The sequence below is a fragment of the Pseudoalteromonas sp. SG45-3 genome, assembly GCF_014164075.1.
Lineage (GTDB): Bacteria > Pseudomonadota > Gammaproteobacteria > Enterobacterales > Alteromonadaceae > Pseudoalteromonas > Pseudoalteromonas distincta.
The window spans coordinates 56,024-74,273 of sequence record NZ_JACJEN010000014.1; the positions used below are offsets into that span (position 1 = coordinate 56,024).

General features: G+C 35.3%; 16 protein-coding genes. 6 read left to right on the top strand and 10 right to left on the bottom strand.

All coding sequences use genetic code 11. From position 1 onward, the window contains the following. Positions 1-19: 19 nt before the first annotated feature. From H5126_RS15025 to H5126_RS15040, 4 genes are all read right to left on the bottom strand, one after another. A complete protein-coding gene (locus tag H5126_RS15025; RefSeq protein ID WP_182720791.1) occupies positions 20-4,927 on the bottom strand; it encodes a PEGA domain-containing protein in 4,908 nt (1,635 codons plus the stop codon). Positions 4,928-4,953: 26 nt separating this feature from the next. Next, on the bottom strand, positions 4,954-5,532 hold the full coding sequence (locus H5126_RS15030; protein ID WP_182720790.1) for a hypothetical protein: 579 nt from the start codon (positions 5,530-5,532) through the stop codon (positions 4,954-4,956). Further along, complete coding sequence (locus H5126_RS15035) at positions 5,529-6,215, bottom strand: RNA polymerase sigma factor (RefSeq protein ID WP_182720789.1); 687 nt, start codon at positions 6,213-6,215, stop codon at positions 5,529-5,531. The genes H5126_RS15030 and H5126_RS15035 overlap by 4 nt, the downstream gene beginning before the upstream one ends. A 105-nt stretch (positions 6,216-6,320) precedes the next feature. Continuing rightward, positions 6,321-6,548 carry a hypothetical protein gene (locus H5126_RS15040; RefSeq protein ID WP_182720788.1) on the bottom strand — a complete coding sequence of 76 codons (228 nt, stop codon included), beginning with the start codon at positions 6,546-6,548 and terminating at the stop codon, positions 6,321-6,323. Positions 6,549-6,763: 215 nt separating this feature from the next. Between H5126_RS15040 and H5126_RS15045 the strand changes: the two genes are divergently transcribed. After that, on the top strand, positions 6,764-7,405 hold the full coding sequence (locus H5126_RS15045) for a hypothetical protein (protein ID WP_182720787.1): 642 nt from the start codon (positions 6,764-6,766) through the stop codon (positions 7,403-7,405). Between the two features lie 64 nt (positions 7,406-7,469). On the opposite strand, the gene H5126_RS15050 is transcribed toward H5126_RS15045, so the two are convergent. From H5126_RS15050 to H5126_RS15065, 4 genes are all read right to left on the bottom strand, one after another. Further along, the gene (locus H5126_RS15050; RefSeq protein WP_182720786.1) at positions 7,470-9,902 is read right to left on the bottom strand and encodes a restriction endonuclease-like protein; all 2,433 of its coding nucleotides are present in this window, start codon (positions 9,900-9,902) and stop codon (positions 7,470-7,472) included. 24 nt (positions 9,903-9,926) lie between these two features. After that, positions 9,927-11,909 carry an McrB family protein gene (locus H5126_RS21390; protein ID WP_220491474.1) on the bottom strand — a complete coding sequence of 661 codons (1,983 nt, stop codon included), beginning with the start codon at positions 11,907-11,909 and terminating at the stop codon, positions 9,927-9,929. Beyond that, positions 11,906-13,123 carry a DNA (cytosine-5-)-methyltransferase gene (gene dcm / locus H5126_RS15060; protein WP_182720785.1) on the bottom strand — a complete coding sequence of 406 codons (1,218 nt, stop codon included), beginning with the start codon at positions 13,121-13,123 and terminating at the stop codon, positions 11,906-11,908. Before dcm ends, H5126_RS21390 begins: the two co-directional genes overlap by 4 nt. A gap of 335 nt (positions 13,124-13,458) precedes the next feature. Further along, positions 13,459-13,641: an AlpA family transcriptional regulator gene (locus H5126_RS15065; protein ID WP_182720784.1), complete on the bottom strand. Its 183-nt coding sequence runs from the start codon at positions 13,639-13,641 to the stop codon at positions 13,459-13,461. 124 nt (positions 13,642-13,765) lie between these two features. Between H5126_RS15065 and radC the strand changes: the two genes are divergently transcribed. Genes radC through H5126_RS15085 form a run of 4 tightly spaced genes read left to right on the top strand, consistent with a single transcriptional unit; the run spans position 13,766 to position 15,536 of the window. Beyond that, positions 13,766-14,239: a DNA repair protein RadC gene (radC, locus tag H5126_RS15070; protein ID WP_182720783.1), complete on the top strand. Its 474-nt coding sequence runs from the start codon at positions 13,766-13,768 to the stop codon at positions 14,237-14,239. A gap of 12 nt (positions 14,240-14,251) precedes the next feature. After that, the gene (locus H5126_RS15075; protein ID WP_182720782.1) at positions 14,252-14,671 is read left to right on the top strand and encodes a DUF2787 domain-containing protein; all 420 of its coding nucleotides are present in this window, start codon (positions 14,252-14,254) and stop codon (positions 14,669-14,671) included. Between the two features lie 11 nt (positions 14,672-14,682). Continuing rightward, the gene (locus tag H5126_RS15080) at positions 14,683-15,243 is read left to right on the top strand and encodes a tyrosine-type recombinase/integrase (protein ID WP_182720781.1); all 561 of its coding nucleotides are present in this window, start codon (positions 14,683-14,685) and stop codon (positions 15,241-15,243) included. 53 nt (positions 15,244-15,296) lie between these two features. Beyond that, positions 15,297-15,536: a hypothetical protein gene (locus tag H5126_RS15085; RefSeq protein ID WP_182720780.1), complete on the top strand. Its 240-nt coding sequence runs from the start codon at positions 15,297-15,299 to the stop codon at positions 15,534-15,536. 175 nt (positions 15,537-15,711) lie between these two features. On the opposite strand, the gene H5126_RS15090 is transcribed toward H5126_RS15085, so the two are convergent. Together H5126_RS15090 and H5126_RS15095 are read right to left on the bottom strand one after the other, a co-directional pair. Next, positions 15,712-16,080, bottom strand: a complete 369-nt coding sequence (locus tag H5126_RS15090; RefSeq protein ID WP_182720779.1) for a hypothetical protein — start codon at positions 16,078-16,080, stop codon at positions 15,712-15,714. A 121-nt stretch (positions 16,081-16,201) separates the two neighbouring features. Continuing rightward, complete coding sequence (locus H5126_RS15095) at positions 16,202-16,858, bottom strand: inovirus Gp2 family protein (protein ID WP_182720778.1); 657 nt, start codon at positions 16,856-16,858, stop codon at positions 16,202-16,204. Positions 16,859-17,245: 387 nt separating this feature from the next. On the opposite strand from H5126_RS15095, the gene H5126_RS15100 reads away from it, so the two are divergent. After that, a complete protein-coding gene (locus H5126_RS15100; RefSeq protein WP_182720777.1) occupies positions 17,246-18,169 on the top strand; it encodes a hypothetical protein in 924 nt (307 codons plus the stop codon). The last annotated feature ends 81 nt before the right edge of the window (positions 18,170-18,250 follow it).

Below are 18,250 nucleotides of genomic sequence, written 5' to 3' on the forward strand. Positions count from 1 at the left end.
TTATTTCGAACTCAAAAGGTTATATTTCACCATTTTGAGTTAACCACTGTGTAGCTCTTTTATCACCATTGCTATGAGAAATTTTAAATAGTTCCACTGCTTTAGTATAATTGACTTCAATACCATGTCCTTGGAGATACATGTAAGCTAACGGAAATGCTGAAGTAAAATCGCCACTTTCAAGCCCCTTACTAAAAAAAAAGACAGCCTTTTCAAAATCAGATGATATCCCTAAACCATTTTGATAAATCAGACCCAACATACCAGCAGCACCATAACTTATTAACTTATCTTTAGTTTGAAATGCTTTCTCCAACCATAAAACCGCTTTTTTGGTATCTTTATTTACTCCTGAACCACCCAAATAAGCTTCCCCTACTCGATAATATGATGCTTCATTACCCAGCTCTGTAGCCAACATATCCCAATAAAAAGCTTTTGAGAGATTTTTTTCTACACTTTCGCCATTTCTGTATAAGTTCGCTAGCGCTCCACATGCATATGCATGCCCGCTATTAGCCGCATTTTGATACCACTTAAATGCTTTTGAACTATTTTTAACTATACCCCAGCCATAATTATACATACGTCCCAATTCATATTGAGCTGGTGTATAACCTTTATTTGCTGCAATTGTGAGCCATTTAAATGCCTCGACATCATTCATGGATATTTTTGTACCTGTAAGATACTCATACCCCAAAACATACTGAGATTGCACAACTCCCGCATTTGCAGCTTGCTCTAGCCAATATACTCCCTTTTTCCTAGTATTTTCACTCCAAATATATAAAAGCCCAAGTTGATGCATTGCTCCGGTTGAGCCATTATCAGCTGCTTTTTCATACCAAATTTTTGCAAGTTCATAATCTTTTTTAGTGAAACTATAATGGTCACCTAGCTGAGATTGAGATCGCCTATCTCCTTCTTTTGCTTTTTCCTGCAGGAATTGAACATTAAAAGCTTCAGGCTCAGGAGTAATGGACAAACTAAAACTTGAATAATGATCTTCATCTTTCAAGATATTAATAGTGCTCGTTGTTTCTAGATAGCCCTCTTTAACAATTCTTAACTCATGCTTACCTGTAGGTATATGTTTATGAAGCGGGGTTAGTCCAACAAACTTATTATCAATAAAAACCTTTGCACTTTTAGGGGATGTAGTAATTTTGGTATTCTTACTTTCAATTGGATAGGCATTTTTTTCAGTTGGTCGAGACATAAGATCAAGGATATTACCTTCAACATCGAAATAATTAATCGATGCTACATAGTCTCCTTTTGTCGAGTATTTAGTTGTTTTCTTATAGTAATTCATTCCCTTATGGATGGTAGCTTGCCCCATTTTATTAAGGTAATACTCTTGGGTCTGTCTTCCTAAATCATCATAATCATTTTTTAATACTGCCAAGCCATCTATTTCTGTTAGATTCCCTAACTCATCCCAAAATGATTGTTCTATAACATTACCTTGATCATCGTATTTATACGTATTTTTTACGGCATCCCCTCCTATCCTTATGGGTTTTCCATCGATACCAAAATAAGACTCAGAAAGATTATTTCCTCTCATATCAGTTTCAAAAACGACCTTGGCAAAGCCATCACTATTTAACGTTAATCGGTTATCTTCCCCAAGCATAGTGAGTTGCTTCTTAAAGCCCCATTGGTTATACGCCATAACATATTTAGCAACATTTTGAATATCTAACGTTGGTTTTTCATTCTTATCTAAACAAGCATCCGTTAATATTTCAGAATTTTCATTATAAGTTCGCTTAACTAAAGTACATCCCAATTCATTAGGTGTAGGCTTTAAGTTCTCACCATAGTGAAAAGCCTCTAGAATACGACCTTGGGCATCATAACTAATGACTTGCTTTGCATAGCCTTCTCTATTATTAACGGGTCGATACATAGAATTTAAGAATGAAATTTTACTTAACCTACCACTAAGGTCATATTCCATTTCTTTTATAGCTATACTAAATGGTGACTCTTTCAGGTTACCTTTAATATCAAACAAATAAGTTTTAGTAATATTCCCTCTTTGATCGATATCGTTAGATATTTTTGCTATACCATTATCGCTTACTGGTGCCCCTAATTTATCGTGATAGCTCTTTTCTTTTTGATTCCCCCACTCATCAAAACTGAACTGAATAGAACCGCCATGATCATTTTTATCTGATACTTCTTTACTTAAGATATTGCCAAAATGGTCATATTCATATTTAACTTTAGCAATATTGCTATCACCAGAAGTAAGACTGCCATGATTATCGATATAATATTCTAGTTTTATTTGACCATTCTGATCGTGCTCATACTTCACCCCATAATATTGATTTCTAGCAGGCTTTTTAGTGCCATAGGCATTTTGAAATTCCTTCTTTATTAGGTAGCCATCTATTGAATATGTAAGTAAATGCTGAGATACATCAGAGTTGGTGAAATTTAACGAATTATTATTTTGCTTAAAATACGGGAGAAATTTAAGGTTTCTCGTTTTCTGTTTAAAGTTCTTTTTTCCAAATTTAGAACTTAAATCGGCAATAGCCCTTTCTTTGTCATCAAATTGAAAATTGGTTGTTCCAATTACTTTCTTTGTTTGATCTTTAGCAACAATTGATTGAATCATGCCATCAGTTGAAAATTTATACTCCCAAAGCGCTGTATTATTCTTCGACTCATCAATAGTTAAGGTATTAAAACTATTCACATGAGCTAAGCGCTTTAGAACACCGCCTTGATAATCCATGCGGTAACTAAAAGTTCTATGCTTTACTTGCTCATCTGTTAATTCATTAATACCAAAAGGTACACTCCATTTTTCACCGATAGCAGAATAATAATGAGTTTTAATTCGGTTTTTATCCCATTGATATGAGCCGATTGAAAGAACGGGTAAGACAATAAAAATAAAGAAAAATGTATAGTTTTTTTGATTTTTAGCTTTTAAAGATAAGGTTATATAGTCATCTAGCTTACGATCAAAAATAATTAATAACTTTTGATATTGTTTACCTTCTTTAAGTAACTGGTTATCTTTAATTAAGTAGTTTTTATGGTTTTTTGGCGCTTTGTGCCAACGAGCATAAGAACCATCTATGCTATAACGCCACAAAAGGTATTCTTTTGAGTTTTCAATCCATTCCTTTAGCTCTTTCCAGTGACTGAATAGACTGTCATGTGCCAGTTTAACTACAGGTTTATGTTCTTTATTACTAATATTGGTAACTAAGTTACTATTAACAAATGCACCAACTAGCCTATAAAGCTCTTGATCTATTTCTTCGATTTCAGGTAAAACAACTTGTCTTGCAAAAGGTAATCCTTCAGGGTTAATACCGACAAAAAAGTCAAAGAATTTTGATACCAAAGCATCAGAGGGAGCATTATCTTCTATTACCTTTGAAGCTCTATATGCAATTGCACCTGAAAGTCCACCTAGCTCTTCGTAATGTTTATATAAAAGTAGGCTTGATGTTGGATCTTCTTCTGATGCCTTAATATAAAGTTGCTCTAACAAAAAACTTACCATTGGTAATGCAAACGGCACTTGAATGGCTTCTTCTATAATAAGTAGATCTAAGCCCTGATAATGATTATCACTCTGCTCAAAATAAATACCAGAAAACAGTGCTTGGTCGTGCACTATTGATTGCCACTCTTTTGCAGTTAGTTGTGAGGCAACATTTGAAATAATAGGAGAACGAAGAGCTTGGCTATCTAATAAACGTCCTAAATATTCATTTCTTACAGCCAATACTATATTTAAAGGAGTTAATGATTTCGCTAATAAATCGATAATGCTCAGTTCATTAGCAATTACACTGATAGCTTGATCACTTTGACTAAATACTTCTTCATATTGATCTAAGTAAATTAAGCAATGAATAGACTGGTTAGTTAAAAACTTCTGAAAGAAACTAATTCCATCATTTTTTGATGTATTAAAAGTTTCAATTATTTCATTAACATTTTGGCAAGGGATATCCCAAGCTTGAATAAGTTGTTCGAATATAAAGCTTAATATCCCTTGAGAAAGACTTAAAGAGCTTGGTGTACATGATACCCAGAATAAAGACCCATATTCTTTTTCTAGCTTTGGAATTAATCCTGCTCTGATTAGTGAAGATTTTCCCGTACCACTGGCTCCGGAAACGATCAATAGGCCGCTATTATGTTCGATATCATTATAAATACGCTCTACGTCTTTATCGCGACCAAAAAAACGTACACTGTCTTCATAATCAAAACTACTTAACCCTTTAAAAGGAACCCAGCGGCCTAACGAATCTCCGTCATAATGTTTACCTAACAACTCTCCTAAAGTTTCCTGTAACCTATTTGAAGCTATTAATTGCCCATTTATTTCTAATAGACGCTCTTTAAGTGATGCTGAAATTTCTTCATCATTACTCGCTGGATAACAGAAATAAAACTTAGGGATATTATCTTTGTTTTCTTCAACATAATTACAAACAGATTCTATTTTTTCAGTTATCTGAGCAATTGAGTTGATTTGACCAGAAGTTAATACTTCACCTGTTGCAAATATGGGATGTTCAAAGTGACTATTTTTATTGAGTTTTAATCGCCACCATGCATCAAAACAAGCTAGAGCAAAACCTAAACCACTACTTGAACTACCTTGAGTAAAGTTGAATGCTTTGTTGTTACATGCAAATAAATTTACGTTAGCTCTAAAGCGAGAATGTTGATCTAATTTATTTAACGAAATATATGCTGCTATTGCAGATGATTGAAGGTAGCCCTGCTGTTCAATGAAGGATTCATCGGTTAATGTCTGCTTGAGCTTTAAACTTAAAGCAGCTTTAACGTTTGAATCCCCAATTCGACTTTCTTGAGGTCGAACCCCTACTTTTAATATGGTAGTGGTGCTAGTTAGTATATGAATCATTGATATATCCTTATATTTTATTGCCATTATTCAATAATTACTTCAATACTGATCTTTCCTTTAACAACGTTACCATCAACCTTATTTAAGTGTCCGCTACCTTCAGCTTCAAGCCCTGATTCATCGACATATAAAGCTGCCGTTAATAGGTTAGTTCCATCGTTAGATATACAAATATTTAAAGTCTTACCAAGATAAGAAGATAAAGACTGTTTCATTTTTGAATTGTCTGCTTGATTCGATATTAGGTATAAATCAACTTCATCTTCTGATCCTATTACTTTTCTGATATCTAAAACAAAACCAGCGCCACCAAAACTTAATGGTTGAGAAAACCAATCTGCCAAGGATTGCCCAGAAGCTGCAAGTAACTCTGTTTCTGCAAAGGTATATGTTGATGATTTTCTCTTAGGTTTAAAAGATACAACACTTTCGTTGTTGGTAACTTTCTCATCATTGATTTTATTAAGACAAGCATTAATCTCTTGTTGGAGGAATATAGGGATCCCGTTTCCCAGCTCGGCGTTAACATCATTTATCATTTTATTAAGCACGTCTTCTTCATGTAAGGCTACAATTTGTTTAGTGATATCTTCTTGTTTCATGAATGAGCCTTTGAGTTTTCCATCTGTTCACGTAAAAATTGAATTTGTTCATGAGGGTTATTAACAATAACACCATGAGGTTGAGTACACAGAGATACTTTTTCAACAAACCGCTTTAATTCTTGTGTAGGATTGCTTGAGCCATAACCAAGGTGTTCAGCTAAAGCCTTTAATGGCATGTCATAATCGTTAAACTGCCAGAAAGCAGCTTCAAAAAATGTTTTTCTATTTTGATCACTAACTTTATCTAATAATGATAAGTAACAGTTTTTAATCCACTGGTATGCCTCTTTTACAAAAAGCTGCTGGTCTGGCGATTCAGTTTCAACAAGTGTTAACTCATTTTCATTAACATCATCAATATGATCATTTTTGATGTTTTCATATTTACTATCTGAGTTTAATCTTTCGGTCTTCGTTAGGCGCCTATTAATACCTAGAGATGCAAGCAGGTCCATGTAACATGAATTAACCGTTTGCTTTATATAGGCAGTCGCCATTTTTTGTTCGTCCTCAGTGTCAAGGCTACTTTTTTCTAAAAAGCCTTGCTTAAAGAGTTTGATAAATGTTTCTTGAACAATATCTTCAATTAAGTTTTTGTGCCCTAAGTCTCTAACTTTCCAATTTGTTATCTTTTTAATTAATAACATATATTTTGCCAATTTTTTGTTATCAACTTCCATACTTTAGCCTGAGTTTTATTACATATTTTTTAATTAATAATGATAATACCAAACAAACTTAAGTATTTTAGTTTTAGAATGTTATTTCTTTCATATTCCAGAGGTTTAGTGCCATACAACTTGACCACGCTGCCAAATTGCATCTCCATTTCTTTTAAATGCTATGGCTTTGTACCCTACAGAATTTCTATCGTTGTTTAACCAAACTACCTGACCAAGTTCAGGGTTTGGGCATGCTTTCGCCATTCTCTCAATCCAACTATTTAAATCACCTTTACGATTAAGTGGTTTAGCAACCCAGTCTTTTTTGTCTGTTATTTGTTGATAAGTCATAATGTGCTCTCTATTTATTAATTACCTATGAAGTATTTCTAGGCTTGTTTACTTGCTTATAAATAGAAACCAACTGGATATGGCAAAATTAACAATTTTTTTTAAATAAATTTATTTCAACTTTTTAAAGGGAGAGTAGCAACTTAAATTCGCCAAAATAATTAACCTTAAATGTTAATTTTCGCGAAAAGGAGAAGTTTAAGTAAACATCAATAATGTTTAATAAATTAAGAGAAAAGAAAATGAACACAATGATGCATAGATTTACTTACTTTTCAGAGCATGCAATTAAAAGAATAAATGAAAGAACGAGGCTAACAAGCAATAATATCGCTGACATAATAGACTTGGGTTTGGCTGTTGATATAGGTAGCGAACGTGTCTTTAACAAAAAGCATTGGCTTTTATACAGTGAAATAGATGAAGATTTCTTTGTTGCCATTCAAGATTCATATACAGGACTTATAGTGACGGTATTACCTCTTGAATATCATGAAAACCTGGCGTGGAAAATTGATGAATGCAACTTGACCGAAGCTAAAAGTAATATTGAAGTAAATGACATTCCTTCAATGCTTCAAGAGTTAAAAAAACAATTAAACTATGAACCTTCTAAAAATATTCACGTTAAGATTAGGTATTTAGATAACGATAATTCAGTTAAAACAAAGAACTTATTCAAGTTACCTGCTGAAAAATTCAACTACTCATCTGAAAACGTTTTTATAGACAAAAGATTTGATAATAATGTTAGAGAACTTAGTGAGCTTGAAGGGATAAACCCCTTCAATATATTTGAAGTATTGCTCAGTTATAAAAAAGAAAAATCACCTAAAATTGTCGCTTGGCAAGCATAGACCTAGATAGCTTATGGCTCTTTTTAAATTAAAGCTTCAATTACCGAGTATCTAGCCACCAAAATCAGTTTAACGTTTGGGAATAAGCTTTCTCAACCTCTTTAAATACAGATACCTTTTCAAGATTAGACAACGTAGTAAGCTTCATAGTCCTATCTATTGGCCTATGCGGTACAGACTCAACCGGAGAGCTAAGAGTAAGGGGTTTTCCAAGCTTAAACAAAACACATTCTTCAGCACCAGATTTCACTTTACCTGCTTGCTCAATAGTTAAACTACTTCGCGCTACTATTTGACAACCAATTACAGGCCAAACTTTTTTTATAGATTTAGTTCGAGAGTTAATAGCACTCGTAGAGGCAATAGCTAAGTACCTAATTTCCTTTAATACATTAAGGTTTGATTTTTTTGTGGCTGAATTGAAAGTAGCTAATGGGGTGTGATACCAAGATGCTAAGCCATTTTCGAAGCGCTCAAAATAACTTTTCTCTCGCCCTGCTAGCCCACCTAAAGCGGCTGTAAAAACCAAATCAGGATATAGCATCTGCTTCATACCTGCATATGGAATTCGGGCTGCTTCTTGAATATATAAACTCTCTTCTATCTCCTTAGAGTTTTTAACATAGCTATTATTCCCATCACCCAACTGTTTACGTAAAAACTCAGCAAGCCAATAAGTACCATTTTTTCCATCAGCACTTGGTAAAAATGCAAACGCACCTATACCTATTTCATGAATAGCTTCGTCATAGGGGTTGCTTTGTGGGTTAGCCTCTTGTTTAAAGTAGCCAGGGTACAAAGAAAATGCACCAAATATGGGTCTGCTCTTGCTTATGCTGTCTGATTGGCTTTCTTTAGTTATATGAATTAACGCATCTCTGTAGCGGTGCATTTGATTTATAGCATCATCAGGCACAAAGTCTGTTGTTTCAATATTATCTTCATCATAGCGGCCTTGCTTCGTTTTAATGCGGTATTTAGCATCAAATATCCAAATAAATCGCTTAGAGTTGGGCTTGGGTAAAGTTACCTCAAGTACAATATCTGGCTCTTGGCTAACTAAATAAGACTTAATAGGCTTACCCTTTTTAGTAAACCTTGGCTCGTGTGCTAATCTTGCTTTTAGACCATCCTCACGCTCAAATTCAAACGCACCTGCAAAGCCGTCTTTTAATTGATACTCTAAAAAGTCGTTTAACTGTAAATTGTTTAGCTTTTTTGTTTTATCTTTAAAGCGCAGTTCATTTATTAAAATATTTCGAATCTCTAAAAAGCACCACACTTCGTATATTTCAGCGACAGACTTCATTGATACGCTTGATTGTTCTTCAAACACATCCAAATAGTATTTTAATTCTTGCCACACACGATACACAGCACTATAGCCCGTTTTTTGCTGCAAAACTAAAGATTCGCTATTAAGCCCTTTATACGTGCTTACCTCTTTAAAAAAGCTCTGATTTAGTGTTTTTTGTAAAGGTTTTTGCCACTCTTGTAATTCATTTAAAAAGCTATTTGAAAGGCGTTGCTTATCTGGTGCTTTATTTGCTTCCCTTAGTTTATTTTCAAATTTGGCAATACACTTTTTACTATTTGTAACCACCATTTTTATAAAACGGTTTTCAGGTGTATTTAAACTAAGCTGCCTTTTTTCAACTTTATACCGCTTAGCGAACTGCTTACTTTTTATATCTTCTTTAACCTTTTCACTTAAACGTTGGGGTAAGCGCCCTTTCAACCTATCGGCTTTTGAATATGAAACATATGACTGTAAGCGACTGTGCGGAGCCTGAGTAATAACCTTAAGACCATCTTCAAACCGTTTGCGTAAATTATTAAAGTTAGCAAGCCACAGCAGAGGAAAGTGACCTCTTTGCTGGCTCTTAGAAGCATTCTGTTCTGTTTTTTCAAGTAAGCTAAAGCGCCATAGTGGAAATTCTTTATCAATCATTTTATACATAGCAGGTAAATCGCTATGCATATCCATTTTTGTTGGTAGTACTTCAAAGGAAATATTACTTTTAAATACCTTTCCACCTGCAATAAACTCAAGCGGCAAACGCATCCAACCAACATCATTCCCCGTATTTAGTGTACCTGTTAATCGAGCTGAAGAAGTTAAGCTCGCTCTTTTAAAGCGAAAGCTATCATTAATGTTTCGGCTACGGTGAGATAAATAAGCACTTTCAACTTCAGAGCTAAACTCCCATTCAAATTGATATTGTGTATTTTCAAAAAAAATAGGCTCGGTAATACCTATGCTATTAGTGTGATTAGTCGCTTCATATTCTTTTTTATCTACTACTAACGCATCAACATCTAAAGAAGGGGAGAACTTTATAGGATAAATCGATTCTGTAGCGAGTGTTTCAAGCTCTGAACAAGCGATATTGCGTTTACCAAACGTGGCTTGGTAAACCTGTTTTCGTTTAAAAATATCGTTCGTCCAGATAGATAATTCAAACTGTGATGATTGCAGATATAAAAGCTCTTGCATTCCTTAGCACTCCATCCAGTTTAATTAAGGCCAAAAACTTGTAAAACCAAATGTTGTTAACCTATCTTCCATCCATTTTATTTTTTCTTTGCTCCGGCAAGCAATATGAATTAATTTATCGCCATCTACATTTTCACGATACAAATCAGGTCTTGCTTTATCTGAGCCAGGTAATTCATTCCAAAAGCTACCAAATTCACTTTCAAGAATTCCTTCCAATTGTTTCAATATCGATATATCGACAGATCCAATTGCAGCAAGCTTCTCGGTATCACCTTCAATACGGGGTAAAACCTTACACATTAAAAAGTCATCCCATACCGCTTTTAAGTCAACCTCTTCTTTGGGTTCGCTACTTATAACTGCTAATAGCAGCTCGTTAAGCGCTCTGTATGCAAGCTTAAATTGCGTATGTGCTAATACGTTATTTATTGCATTAATAAATGCGATGCTTTTACGACCATCTATGTCGATTTTAGGGAGTTTATCGGTACTAGTCCGTGCATCAGAGTAAATAGGGTAACTCAATGCCTTATTGGTGGTTGTAGGTGCAAAATAATTATCGAAATCGTTAGGGAAAAAGTCGCCAAAATCAAAACTTAGCGCTCGGTCTATTACTTTACGAGAAAAACCGTGGGTAGTTTCATCCATATTTACTGTGCCAGCAACTATCAAGTTAAATGGAATACTTAAACCATATTCACAAATATGTTGCCACGCATCATCATAATTCGCATCCGCAAACCCTAGTTCCTCACGTAGCTTTTCTATATTATCGATTGATTGAATTGTAGTAGCTTTTAACAATGGGTCACACGAGTATTGAAAATCATCTTCATCCCAAGCCCAACTCCTTGTTTCAATGACTGATAAGTAATCCGCAAAGTACTGTTCAACAGGCGCTAAATTCATTTCATCCAAGCAAAGCCAATATGGTTTTATAGCATCAATATCTGATTTGCCACCTTGAAGGCACAAAAGCTTTTCATTTACTGATAATGAAATATCTTTATCAAGTATTTCACGCCATGCTTTAGCAATAAACTTAAGTACATCCGTTACTACAAACTCAGCACTCCCACTTAAGCGAGACACATACCCCAGTAAATCACTAGGCTCATGCCAGTCAGGTCGCACAGATGTTAAGCAGTAAGTATCTGCTAATGAGCCTGTTAGCTCCGCCTGCTCTCTGACAAAGCGAGTTTTACCCGTTCCTGATATACCCGCTAGAAGGAGGAAAGGCTTAGGTAGTACGCTTACATTATTCTGCTCTTTCAGAAATTCTGCAAATTTACGGCATGCAGAACTATACATTGAATTACCCGATTTATCTGAAGCCAGCCATTCAGCATTATTTTTAAGCAAATCAATAGCCTCTAAAACCTCACTTTCTGAACATAAATACAGTGAAGATTGCTTAAATCCAATAGACTCTATGTATTTATCTGTATAGCTAATTCCTGGACCTGAATATGATTTTGCAGTGCGCTCAGATAAGTTTTTCCTTATCATCCAATTGTAAAATTTAATTCTAGTGTTATGAATATTTTGCCTATGTACTAAAATACTTTTTGAGTATAAGTCGTCCCAATTTCTTAATGCTTTAGAAATATCATCTGGTGTGAAAAAAGTATTTACTTCAGGTATCACATATTCACTTGCTGTAAGATAAGAAACTAATTTTGAAATTAACTTTGTTAAAGCCTTCGTTTGACTGCGACCTGCTGAAGAAATAGTTTTGAGCTCTTCCGAGTCAGCTGATTTATATATTTGTCTATATGACTTTTCTTCGTACTTATTTATTTCATCTTTACGTGTGGGTACTAGCTCCCAAGCATCATGAACTCTATCGAAGTTGCTCAATATAAAAGTTAAAAATAACTTTATATTTTCAGGCGAAATACTAAATGCTTCATTCTTAGTATTTGTATAAGTAAATAGTAGCGACTCTTCGGCTATTATTTTTTGTTCATCATCAATCTCATTACAATAATTTTGAAATTTCATAGCACATCCGTTTTGATCTTCTTCGCTAATTTTTCGATAACTGGAACTACAACTGAGTTTCCAAACTGCTTATATGCTGGAGTTCGATATTGAGACGCTTCAAACTCCTCAGGAAAGCCTTGAAGCCTAGCGCACTCTCTCAAAGTAAGCATCCTAGGGTTTTTATTTTGCTGTGGGATTAAACATTCTTTTCCATCTTTACCATACCGAGCAACAATTGTATTAGAAGGCTTATTTAAATCAGCTGTATGTGCTGTAAAACCAGTGCCACGCTCTATATTTCTTTTAGTTCTATTAATATGGCCCTGCCATAGCTTATCTGAAATGGTATAGATTTCATCAACGTTTTCTTCAAGTATAGATTTGAGTGGTAGTGATTCCCCAATAAACTCTGGAAACTCAAAAGGCTTTCCTATATCTTTTCGAATACCTACCATATAGCATCTGACGCGCCTTTGAGGCACTAAAGAGCTAGAATCAATAATTTTATATGAAAAGTGATAACCGCTATTTTCAATACTGTCTTTTATGGTTTTAAATGTACGACCTTCATCATGCCTTTCAAGATTTCTGACATTTTCCAAGAAAACCACTTTTGGACGTTTGCTCTCTATAACTCTTAATACGTCAAAAAATAATGTCCCTTGTACATCGCATAAAAACCCATGCTCCTTCCCAACAGCTGTACGAGCAGAAACCCCCGCGTGTGAAAACGGCTGACACGGGAAGCCGGCAAGTAAGACATCATGTTCAGGTATTGATATCTCAGGAATATTAGTTATATCACCAAATGGCATTTCACCATGGTTTCGTTTATAAGTTTTTTGAGCTGACTTATCATACTCCGAAGAAAATACACATTGCCCTCCAGCAGCTTGAAACCCAAGTCTTACACCTCCAATACCTGCAAATAAATCAATGAATTTAAATGAAGCCTGATTAGAAGGCTTTAACTTCACATTTTCAAAAACAAGATTGAAAAAACTTTTTTGATCTACAAAAACACTGCTTTTTTGAAGTAACAATACAACCTGCTTCTTTATATCTTCAGCTCTAGCTACCTCGGGGTTGGAATAAAACTGACTATCTGTCGCGATTGCATGAATCCATTGCTCAACTACTGCTTGAATCTCAGTTCCTTCAGGAACGTGGGGGGTAACTAGAGGTAAAATTAATTCTTCTGCTATTTGAAGCAATTCTAAATTCGTTTTCATTAATTATTACTTTACTGCTAAAATTTGATGGTTAGTTCATGCTTTCATAAATAAAACTTAACTATGAAGCATCACCCAAATGCATGTTTCTATACTTCGACATCTACAACGTGCATTTCGAATCGGCCCAAAATATATCAAACTTAGGAGGTTTCGCTATCTATCATATTGCTAGATTTGAGCTTTGTTGGACATTTATACATTGCTGTATCATATTACCAACTACTAGTAATTAGGCAAGAATTGACTCAGTTATCCCAACAAAAAGATTACACAATTAACCTCTCTTTGATTGAATTCAATTAGCCCTCAATTTCAGTGCTAAAATTAAGATATTAACTCTCACGCTCACCTATTCTCTCCATTATCCAATCATCCACTTCTGACTCAAGCCAAGCTACAGATTTTGCACCCAACGATACTTGCTTTGGGAATGTGCCTTCAGAAATAAACTTATAAATACTTGAATGGCCAAGTGATGTTTTTTGTATAACTTCTTTTAGTTTGATTAAACGCATGGAATTTCTCCGGTTGGTTATTAGTTCATAACCTTTCCTGGATCAGTATTTTTTTATGCCCTCAAACAAAAAACTTAAACATATACATCACTAACTTGCATGAACCACTTAAGAGGAATTTACAATGCAAGGTAAACAGTCGTTTTATGAATTTAAACACCCCGTAAATGATGCCCAGATACTTGAAGCCGCTGCGTATATCATCGCTAAGAAGCAGTTTAGAGATGGCGTATTGAATAGTCCTAATGATTGCGAAGAGTACTTAAAACATAAATTAGCGATACATGAACATGAAGTATTTGCCGTACTGTTTTTAGATAGCCAAAACCGCATACTGGAGTTTAAAGAGCTATTTAGAGGCACTATTAATGCAGCTAGTGTTTACCCTAGAGAAGTCGTTAAAGAGGTGCTAGAGCTTAATGCTGCGTCCGTCATCCTGGCTCACAACCACCCTTCGGGCGTTACCACCCCATCTCAAGCAGACAAGCTTATTACTACCAAACTTCAACAGGCACTTAACCTAATTGATGTATCTGTGCTTGATCACATCATCATTGGCGAGAACACGTATTCATTCGCTGAGCATGGCTTAATTTAAAAGGAGATAAATATGGCGTTAAAAATAGAACAAATATCAGGCCTTAAAGTACCTGACTCTTTTATTGATGTGATTTTAAGTGCGGTTATTGAGGGAGGTGATTCTGTAGGAGTAGCTAAAGCGGTTACGCTTAACTTTAGAGATCCAGATTACAGCCCTGAAGCTGGAGGCTTTCACCCTGTAGAGGTTAGGTTAGAAAAACAGGCCACCAGCTGGCAGCTTGTTTATATTACTGACTTTTCATATCAGGGCCGTCATACCCCTGAACTAATAAAAGAAGTTGATGTGTGCTTTAGCATTAAACAGGTTTATCACTTTTTAGCTGGTTGGTTGAATGCTAAAGAAGGTAAAGAGTTGTTAGCCTTGTTCATTTCAAACTTTGTTGAGTACTACAACACAGGTTGTTATCAGGTTACGGTTACGACTGAATAACTGGGGGTTTTATGGCTGAAGTACAAGCAGTTAAAGATCTTGATACAGTCAGGCTCGTTAGCTATTTACTAGAAAAGCGCAGCTCAAGGCAAATGAGTCAAATATGGAATATTGGCTTAAACCTCGCACTTAGAATATCTGACTTACTTGCGGTGAAGTTCACTGACATAAACAATGATAGGTTGATTATTTACGAGTCAAAGACCTCGAAATTAGCTGAAATAAAGCTAAATGATAAGGCGCTTACCTTAATCAACGAAATCAAACTGACTCATCCACACCACATCTACTTATTTCAATCATACCGAAATCAACAAGCAATTAACTCAAAGCCTAAACCGCTATCTCGTAGAGCGGTTACAAAAGCATTTGCGCTCGTTGGTGAAGAACTAAATATTCATTTAGGTACTCACTCAATGCGTAAAACACGCGGTTATCACTTGTATCAGAAAACCCACGACATCGCCCGGGTAATGAAAATGCTTCGCCATAGCTCCGAAGCAACAACACTTCGTTATATAGGCATAACACAGGAGGAAATAGATAAAGACTTTGAAGAACTAGAGTTATAACCCTTATTAGCGTCATTCTGGCGCTTGTTTTACTTAACTAAAAGGAAGGTATTATGTCTTTAGATAAAGCTGTTTCGTGCGGCTTGGTTGGTAATGAGCTATCTAAACAGATAACCGGCAGTAATGATGCTAGCGTAAGCAGAACAGCCGTGGCTATAGGCTCCGGTGCAGCCGCTGGAGCGCTTACATCTGGCGCAATAGTAATTGGTGCAGGCGTTGTATCTGCGCCTGTTACAATCCCTTTGGCGGTAGCTGGTGGATTAGTTGCTGGCATTGCTAGTTTGTTTGATTAGTAAAATACGAGTGCTCATATAGAGCACTCTTTTAAAGTGTAATAACACCGTTTATTTTTTAGGTTCTCATAATGGTATTTTGGGAACTTGCCAGCCCTTATATAATAAGGGTTTAAGCTTATTTAACTAGTTGAAGGTCTCAAAACCTCGTTAAGCTGAGTTATGAGTACCTAGTCTAATCAGTAGACAATACCTCAAGGTTGTAACGGCTATTAATATTCATCCTTAGATTGCCTTTGTAAGAGTCGACAGTGCCCGTTCCACAAACCTGTTTATTTTTAAGAGAAGGCATTTCTCCCAGTTTACTCTCAATTTTTGGCAACATGCTATCCCAAATAACAAACGTAATAGAACTGTTTGGATAGTTATCATCAAGATTTAAGTATATACCTTTTTTAAAATCTCGGAGTTGGATTAATTCACCACACACTCTTACTTGTTTGCCCTCATACTGCTTGGCTTGCGAAGAGTCTACAGTTAATGGTTCTGCTAGCACAGAGAAAGGGAAAGAACATAAAAGTGCCAAGCGTACGATATGTTTCATACTAGTCCTTGTATTAAAGTTAAATTATTACATTAAATCATACCACGTTACATTTTTTTTAATAAAGACAAGAGGGGTATATAAATTTACTGCAAGCATATATACCCTCTTTGTTTAGTGCCTATTTCTGACTATAACCAAAACACCGCTGTCCTAATCCGTATTGCTTAGTATTAAGCTTAGCGAAGTAACTTAGTCGATAATAAAGGGTATGGAAGTCTTGAGTGAAAGTGGGGCTATTAGCATTAAGGTAGTAATGTGCATTTTCAGTCAAGTGAACTAATTGCATCATTTCATCTAATGGTAAGCTCAACGCACTCGCCCAGGCCTTAACTATTCGAGTAAACAGGTTATTACTCTCTCCATTTATTTTACCTGTACAGTGATACCGATCCTTATTGAAAAACAAAACACAATGATAATGTTGGTGGTGAGCAATGTTATGCTCCCTAGCCCATATATACCTAATATTGCATGGGTGTGGTGTTTTACCCTCACGGACTTTACGCTTTGTATCGGCTTTAATCTGAGCTTCGAGAGAAGCAATAAATCGTGTAAAAACTTTATTGCTATCTAAATCAATTGTATTTGAATAAGCAGGTAGCTTTAAATCAATTCTGACAGCAAACGTTCTTCTATGTTCAGCACATACAGCAACCATGACTTTCTCAATAGCATCTAAGTAAGGCATAACTAAAGGCTGATTGTCTCTAGCGAGTGTTTGATATTGCTTGTAGGTAGGATTGGTGGTTACTGGGTATTGTGTTGGATTATTCATTCTCTTTGTCCTGATAAGTATTAGTTCATATCAGGTGTCTGAGCTGTAATTTTTTAATTTGTATTTGTTGTGATAATAACTTCGTTACTAGTAACTCTAGTTAATATTACCAAACCGAAATTCACACTAAGAAAACCAGCTTAGTTTGTGACGGCAAATTTCATTAACGCGTTACTGAGCAATTGCTTTGTAGATTTAAAATCACTCTGAAGTTAAAAATCAGGTGAAAATGCATTGCAAGCCTTATAAAGCATAGCACACAATACATATCAATCACAAAAAAACCACTATAAATCAACTTATAAACCACTATAAAACTACTATATAGCTTACAATCAAGTTACACTAAAGACCACTATAAATACTACTTAGTAATGGACTATTATTATGAGCAAATCCAAAGGTATGAGCCTAATAGAAGGAAAAGACAACCGTTTAATTGGAGCCTGTTTTCGGATACTTGAACTTCAAGGCGAACAACTTCCTTTGAACTTTGAGACTCCCGTAAAAGGTGCAAAAATTATTGATCAAGTTATTGCATCAAAAGAGGCAACATCTGAAGAAAAAGAGAAAATGGTTCAATCTTTAATAGCTGAAGCTGAGCAGAGCTTATTGTCTTTAGATGAATTTGACTGGATTAAAGATAATGAACGTGCATGCTATTTTCTATGGGCTTCTATCTATTTAAATAGCTATGCAGAATATCCAGCTCATCCATTAGCCCTTCAGACACAAGAACATCAGCCCCAGTACATTCATTTTTACTCTCAACACAATTTAAAAAGCAATCCATCAAACTCAAAGGAAAGGTTTGGTGAAGTCGTAAATTACTTTGACCGAGTCCGTCAACCTAGAGAATGGAAATTAAACTTAATAGCGCACCTAAAAGGTATTTGGGGTCATATATTTAGTAGCCGTAAACCTTTCTCTTGGTTAGAGAAAGACAATGAAGAACAGTGTCGTTGGGCTTGGGATTACATTAGTAAAATTGATTGGGATAATTCCAAGCCTATGATTTCTCAACTTTCAGCTACGAGTACTAAGGAAATGTATTTTGCTATATACGCTGCATATGACACCTGGAACGCAGCGACTGAAGCTAAAAGACTTTTTACTATCGATTTTAATAAAGCATGGCAACAAAAAAAGCATCGTGACAGTCGACAAGGTAAAAAAGCATGCAGCTTAGTACTGCACGAAGACATTAAGAACAAGTTAGACGAGTTAGCCAAAACTAGAAAAGTAACTCTAAGTCAGCTAGTTGAGCAATTAATTGAGAAAGAACACTCCAGCACTCTAAAAAGAGATTAAATATTATTATTAGCTGGTTGAAGTTATATATAACAAATGTAATTATCAGCAGCTACTCGATCGAAATTAACACTTAAAGGA

Excerpts from the sequence above, each read along its gene's own strand:
- H5126_RS21390 (WP_220491474.1), bottom strand. The coding sequence starts at position 11,909 with ATGAAATTTCAAAATTATTGTAATGAGATTGATGATGAACAAAAAATA.
- H5126_RS15025 (WP_182720791.1), bottom strand. The coding sequence starts at position 4,927 with ATGATTCATATACTAACTAGCACCACTACCATATTAAAAGTAGGGGTT.
- H5126_RS15090 (WP_182720779.1), bottom strand. The coding sequence starts at position 16,080 with ATGAAACATATCGTACGCTTGGCACTTTTATGTTCTTTCCCTTTCTCT.
- H5126_RS15085 (WP_182720780.1), top strand. The coding sequence starts at position 15,297 with ATGTCTTTAGATAAAGCTGTTTCGTGCGGCTTGGTTGGTAATGAGCTA.
- dcm (WP_182720785.1), bottom strand. The coding sequence starts at position 13,123 with ATGAAAACGAATTTAGAATTGCTTCAAATAGCAGAAGAATTAATTTTA.
- H5126_RS15030 (WP_182720790.1), bottom strand. The coding sequence starts at position 5,532 with ATGAAACAAGAAGATATCACTAAACAAATTGTAGCCTTACATGAAGAA.
- H5126_RS15080 (WP_182720781.1), top strand. The coding sequence starts at position 14,683 with ATGGCTGAAGTACAAGCAGTTAAAGATCTTGATACAGTCAGGCTCGTT.
- H5126_RS15050 (WP_182720786.1), bottom strand. The coding sequence starts at position 9,902 with ATGCAAGAGCTTTTATATCTGCAATCATCACAGTTTGAATTATCTATC.
- H5126_RS15100 (WP_182720777.1), top strand. The coding sequence starts at position 17,246 with ATGAGCAAATCCAAAGGTATGAGCCTAATAGAAGGAAAAGACAACCGT.
- radC (WP_182720783.1), top strand. The coding sequence starts at position 13,766 with ATGCAAGGTAAACAGTCGTTTTATGAATTTAAACACCCCGTAAATGAT.
- H5126_RS15075 (WP_182720782.1), top strand. The coding sequence starts at position 14,252 with ATGGCGTTAAAAATAGAACAAATATCAGGCCTTAAAGTACCTGACTCT.
- H5126_RS15040 (WP_182720788.1), bottom strand. The coding sequence starts at position 6,548 with ATGACTTATCAACAAATAACAGACAAAAAAGACTGGGTTGCTAAACCA.
- H5126_RS15045 (WP_182720787.1), top strand. The coding sequence starts at position 6,764 with ATGTTTAATAAATTAAGAGAAAAGAAAATGAACACAATGATGCATAGA.
- H5126_RS15095 (WP_182720778.1), bottom strand. The coding sequence starts at position 16,858 with ATGAATAATCCAACACAATACCCAGTAACCACCAATCCTACCTACAAG.
- H5126_RS15035 (WP_182720789.1), bottom strand. The coding sequence starts at position 6,215 with ATGGAAGTTGATAACAAAAAATTGGCAAAATATATGTTATTAATTAAA.
- H5126_RS15065 (WP_182720784.1), bottom strand. The coding sequence starts at position 13,641 with ATGCGTTTAATCAAACTAAAAGAAGTTATACAAAAAACATCACTTGGC.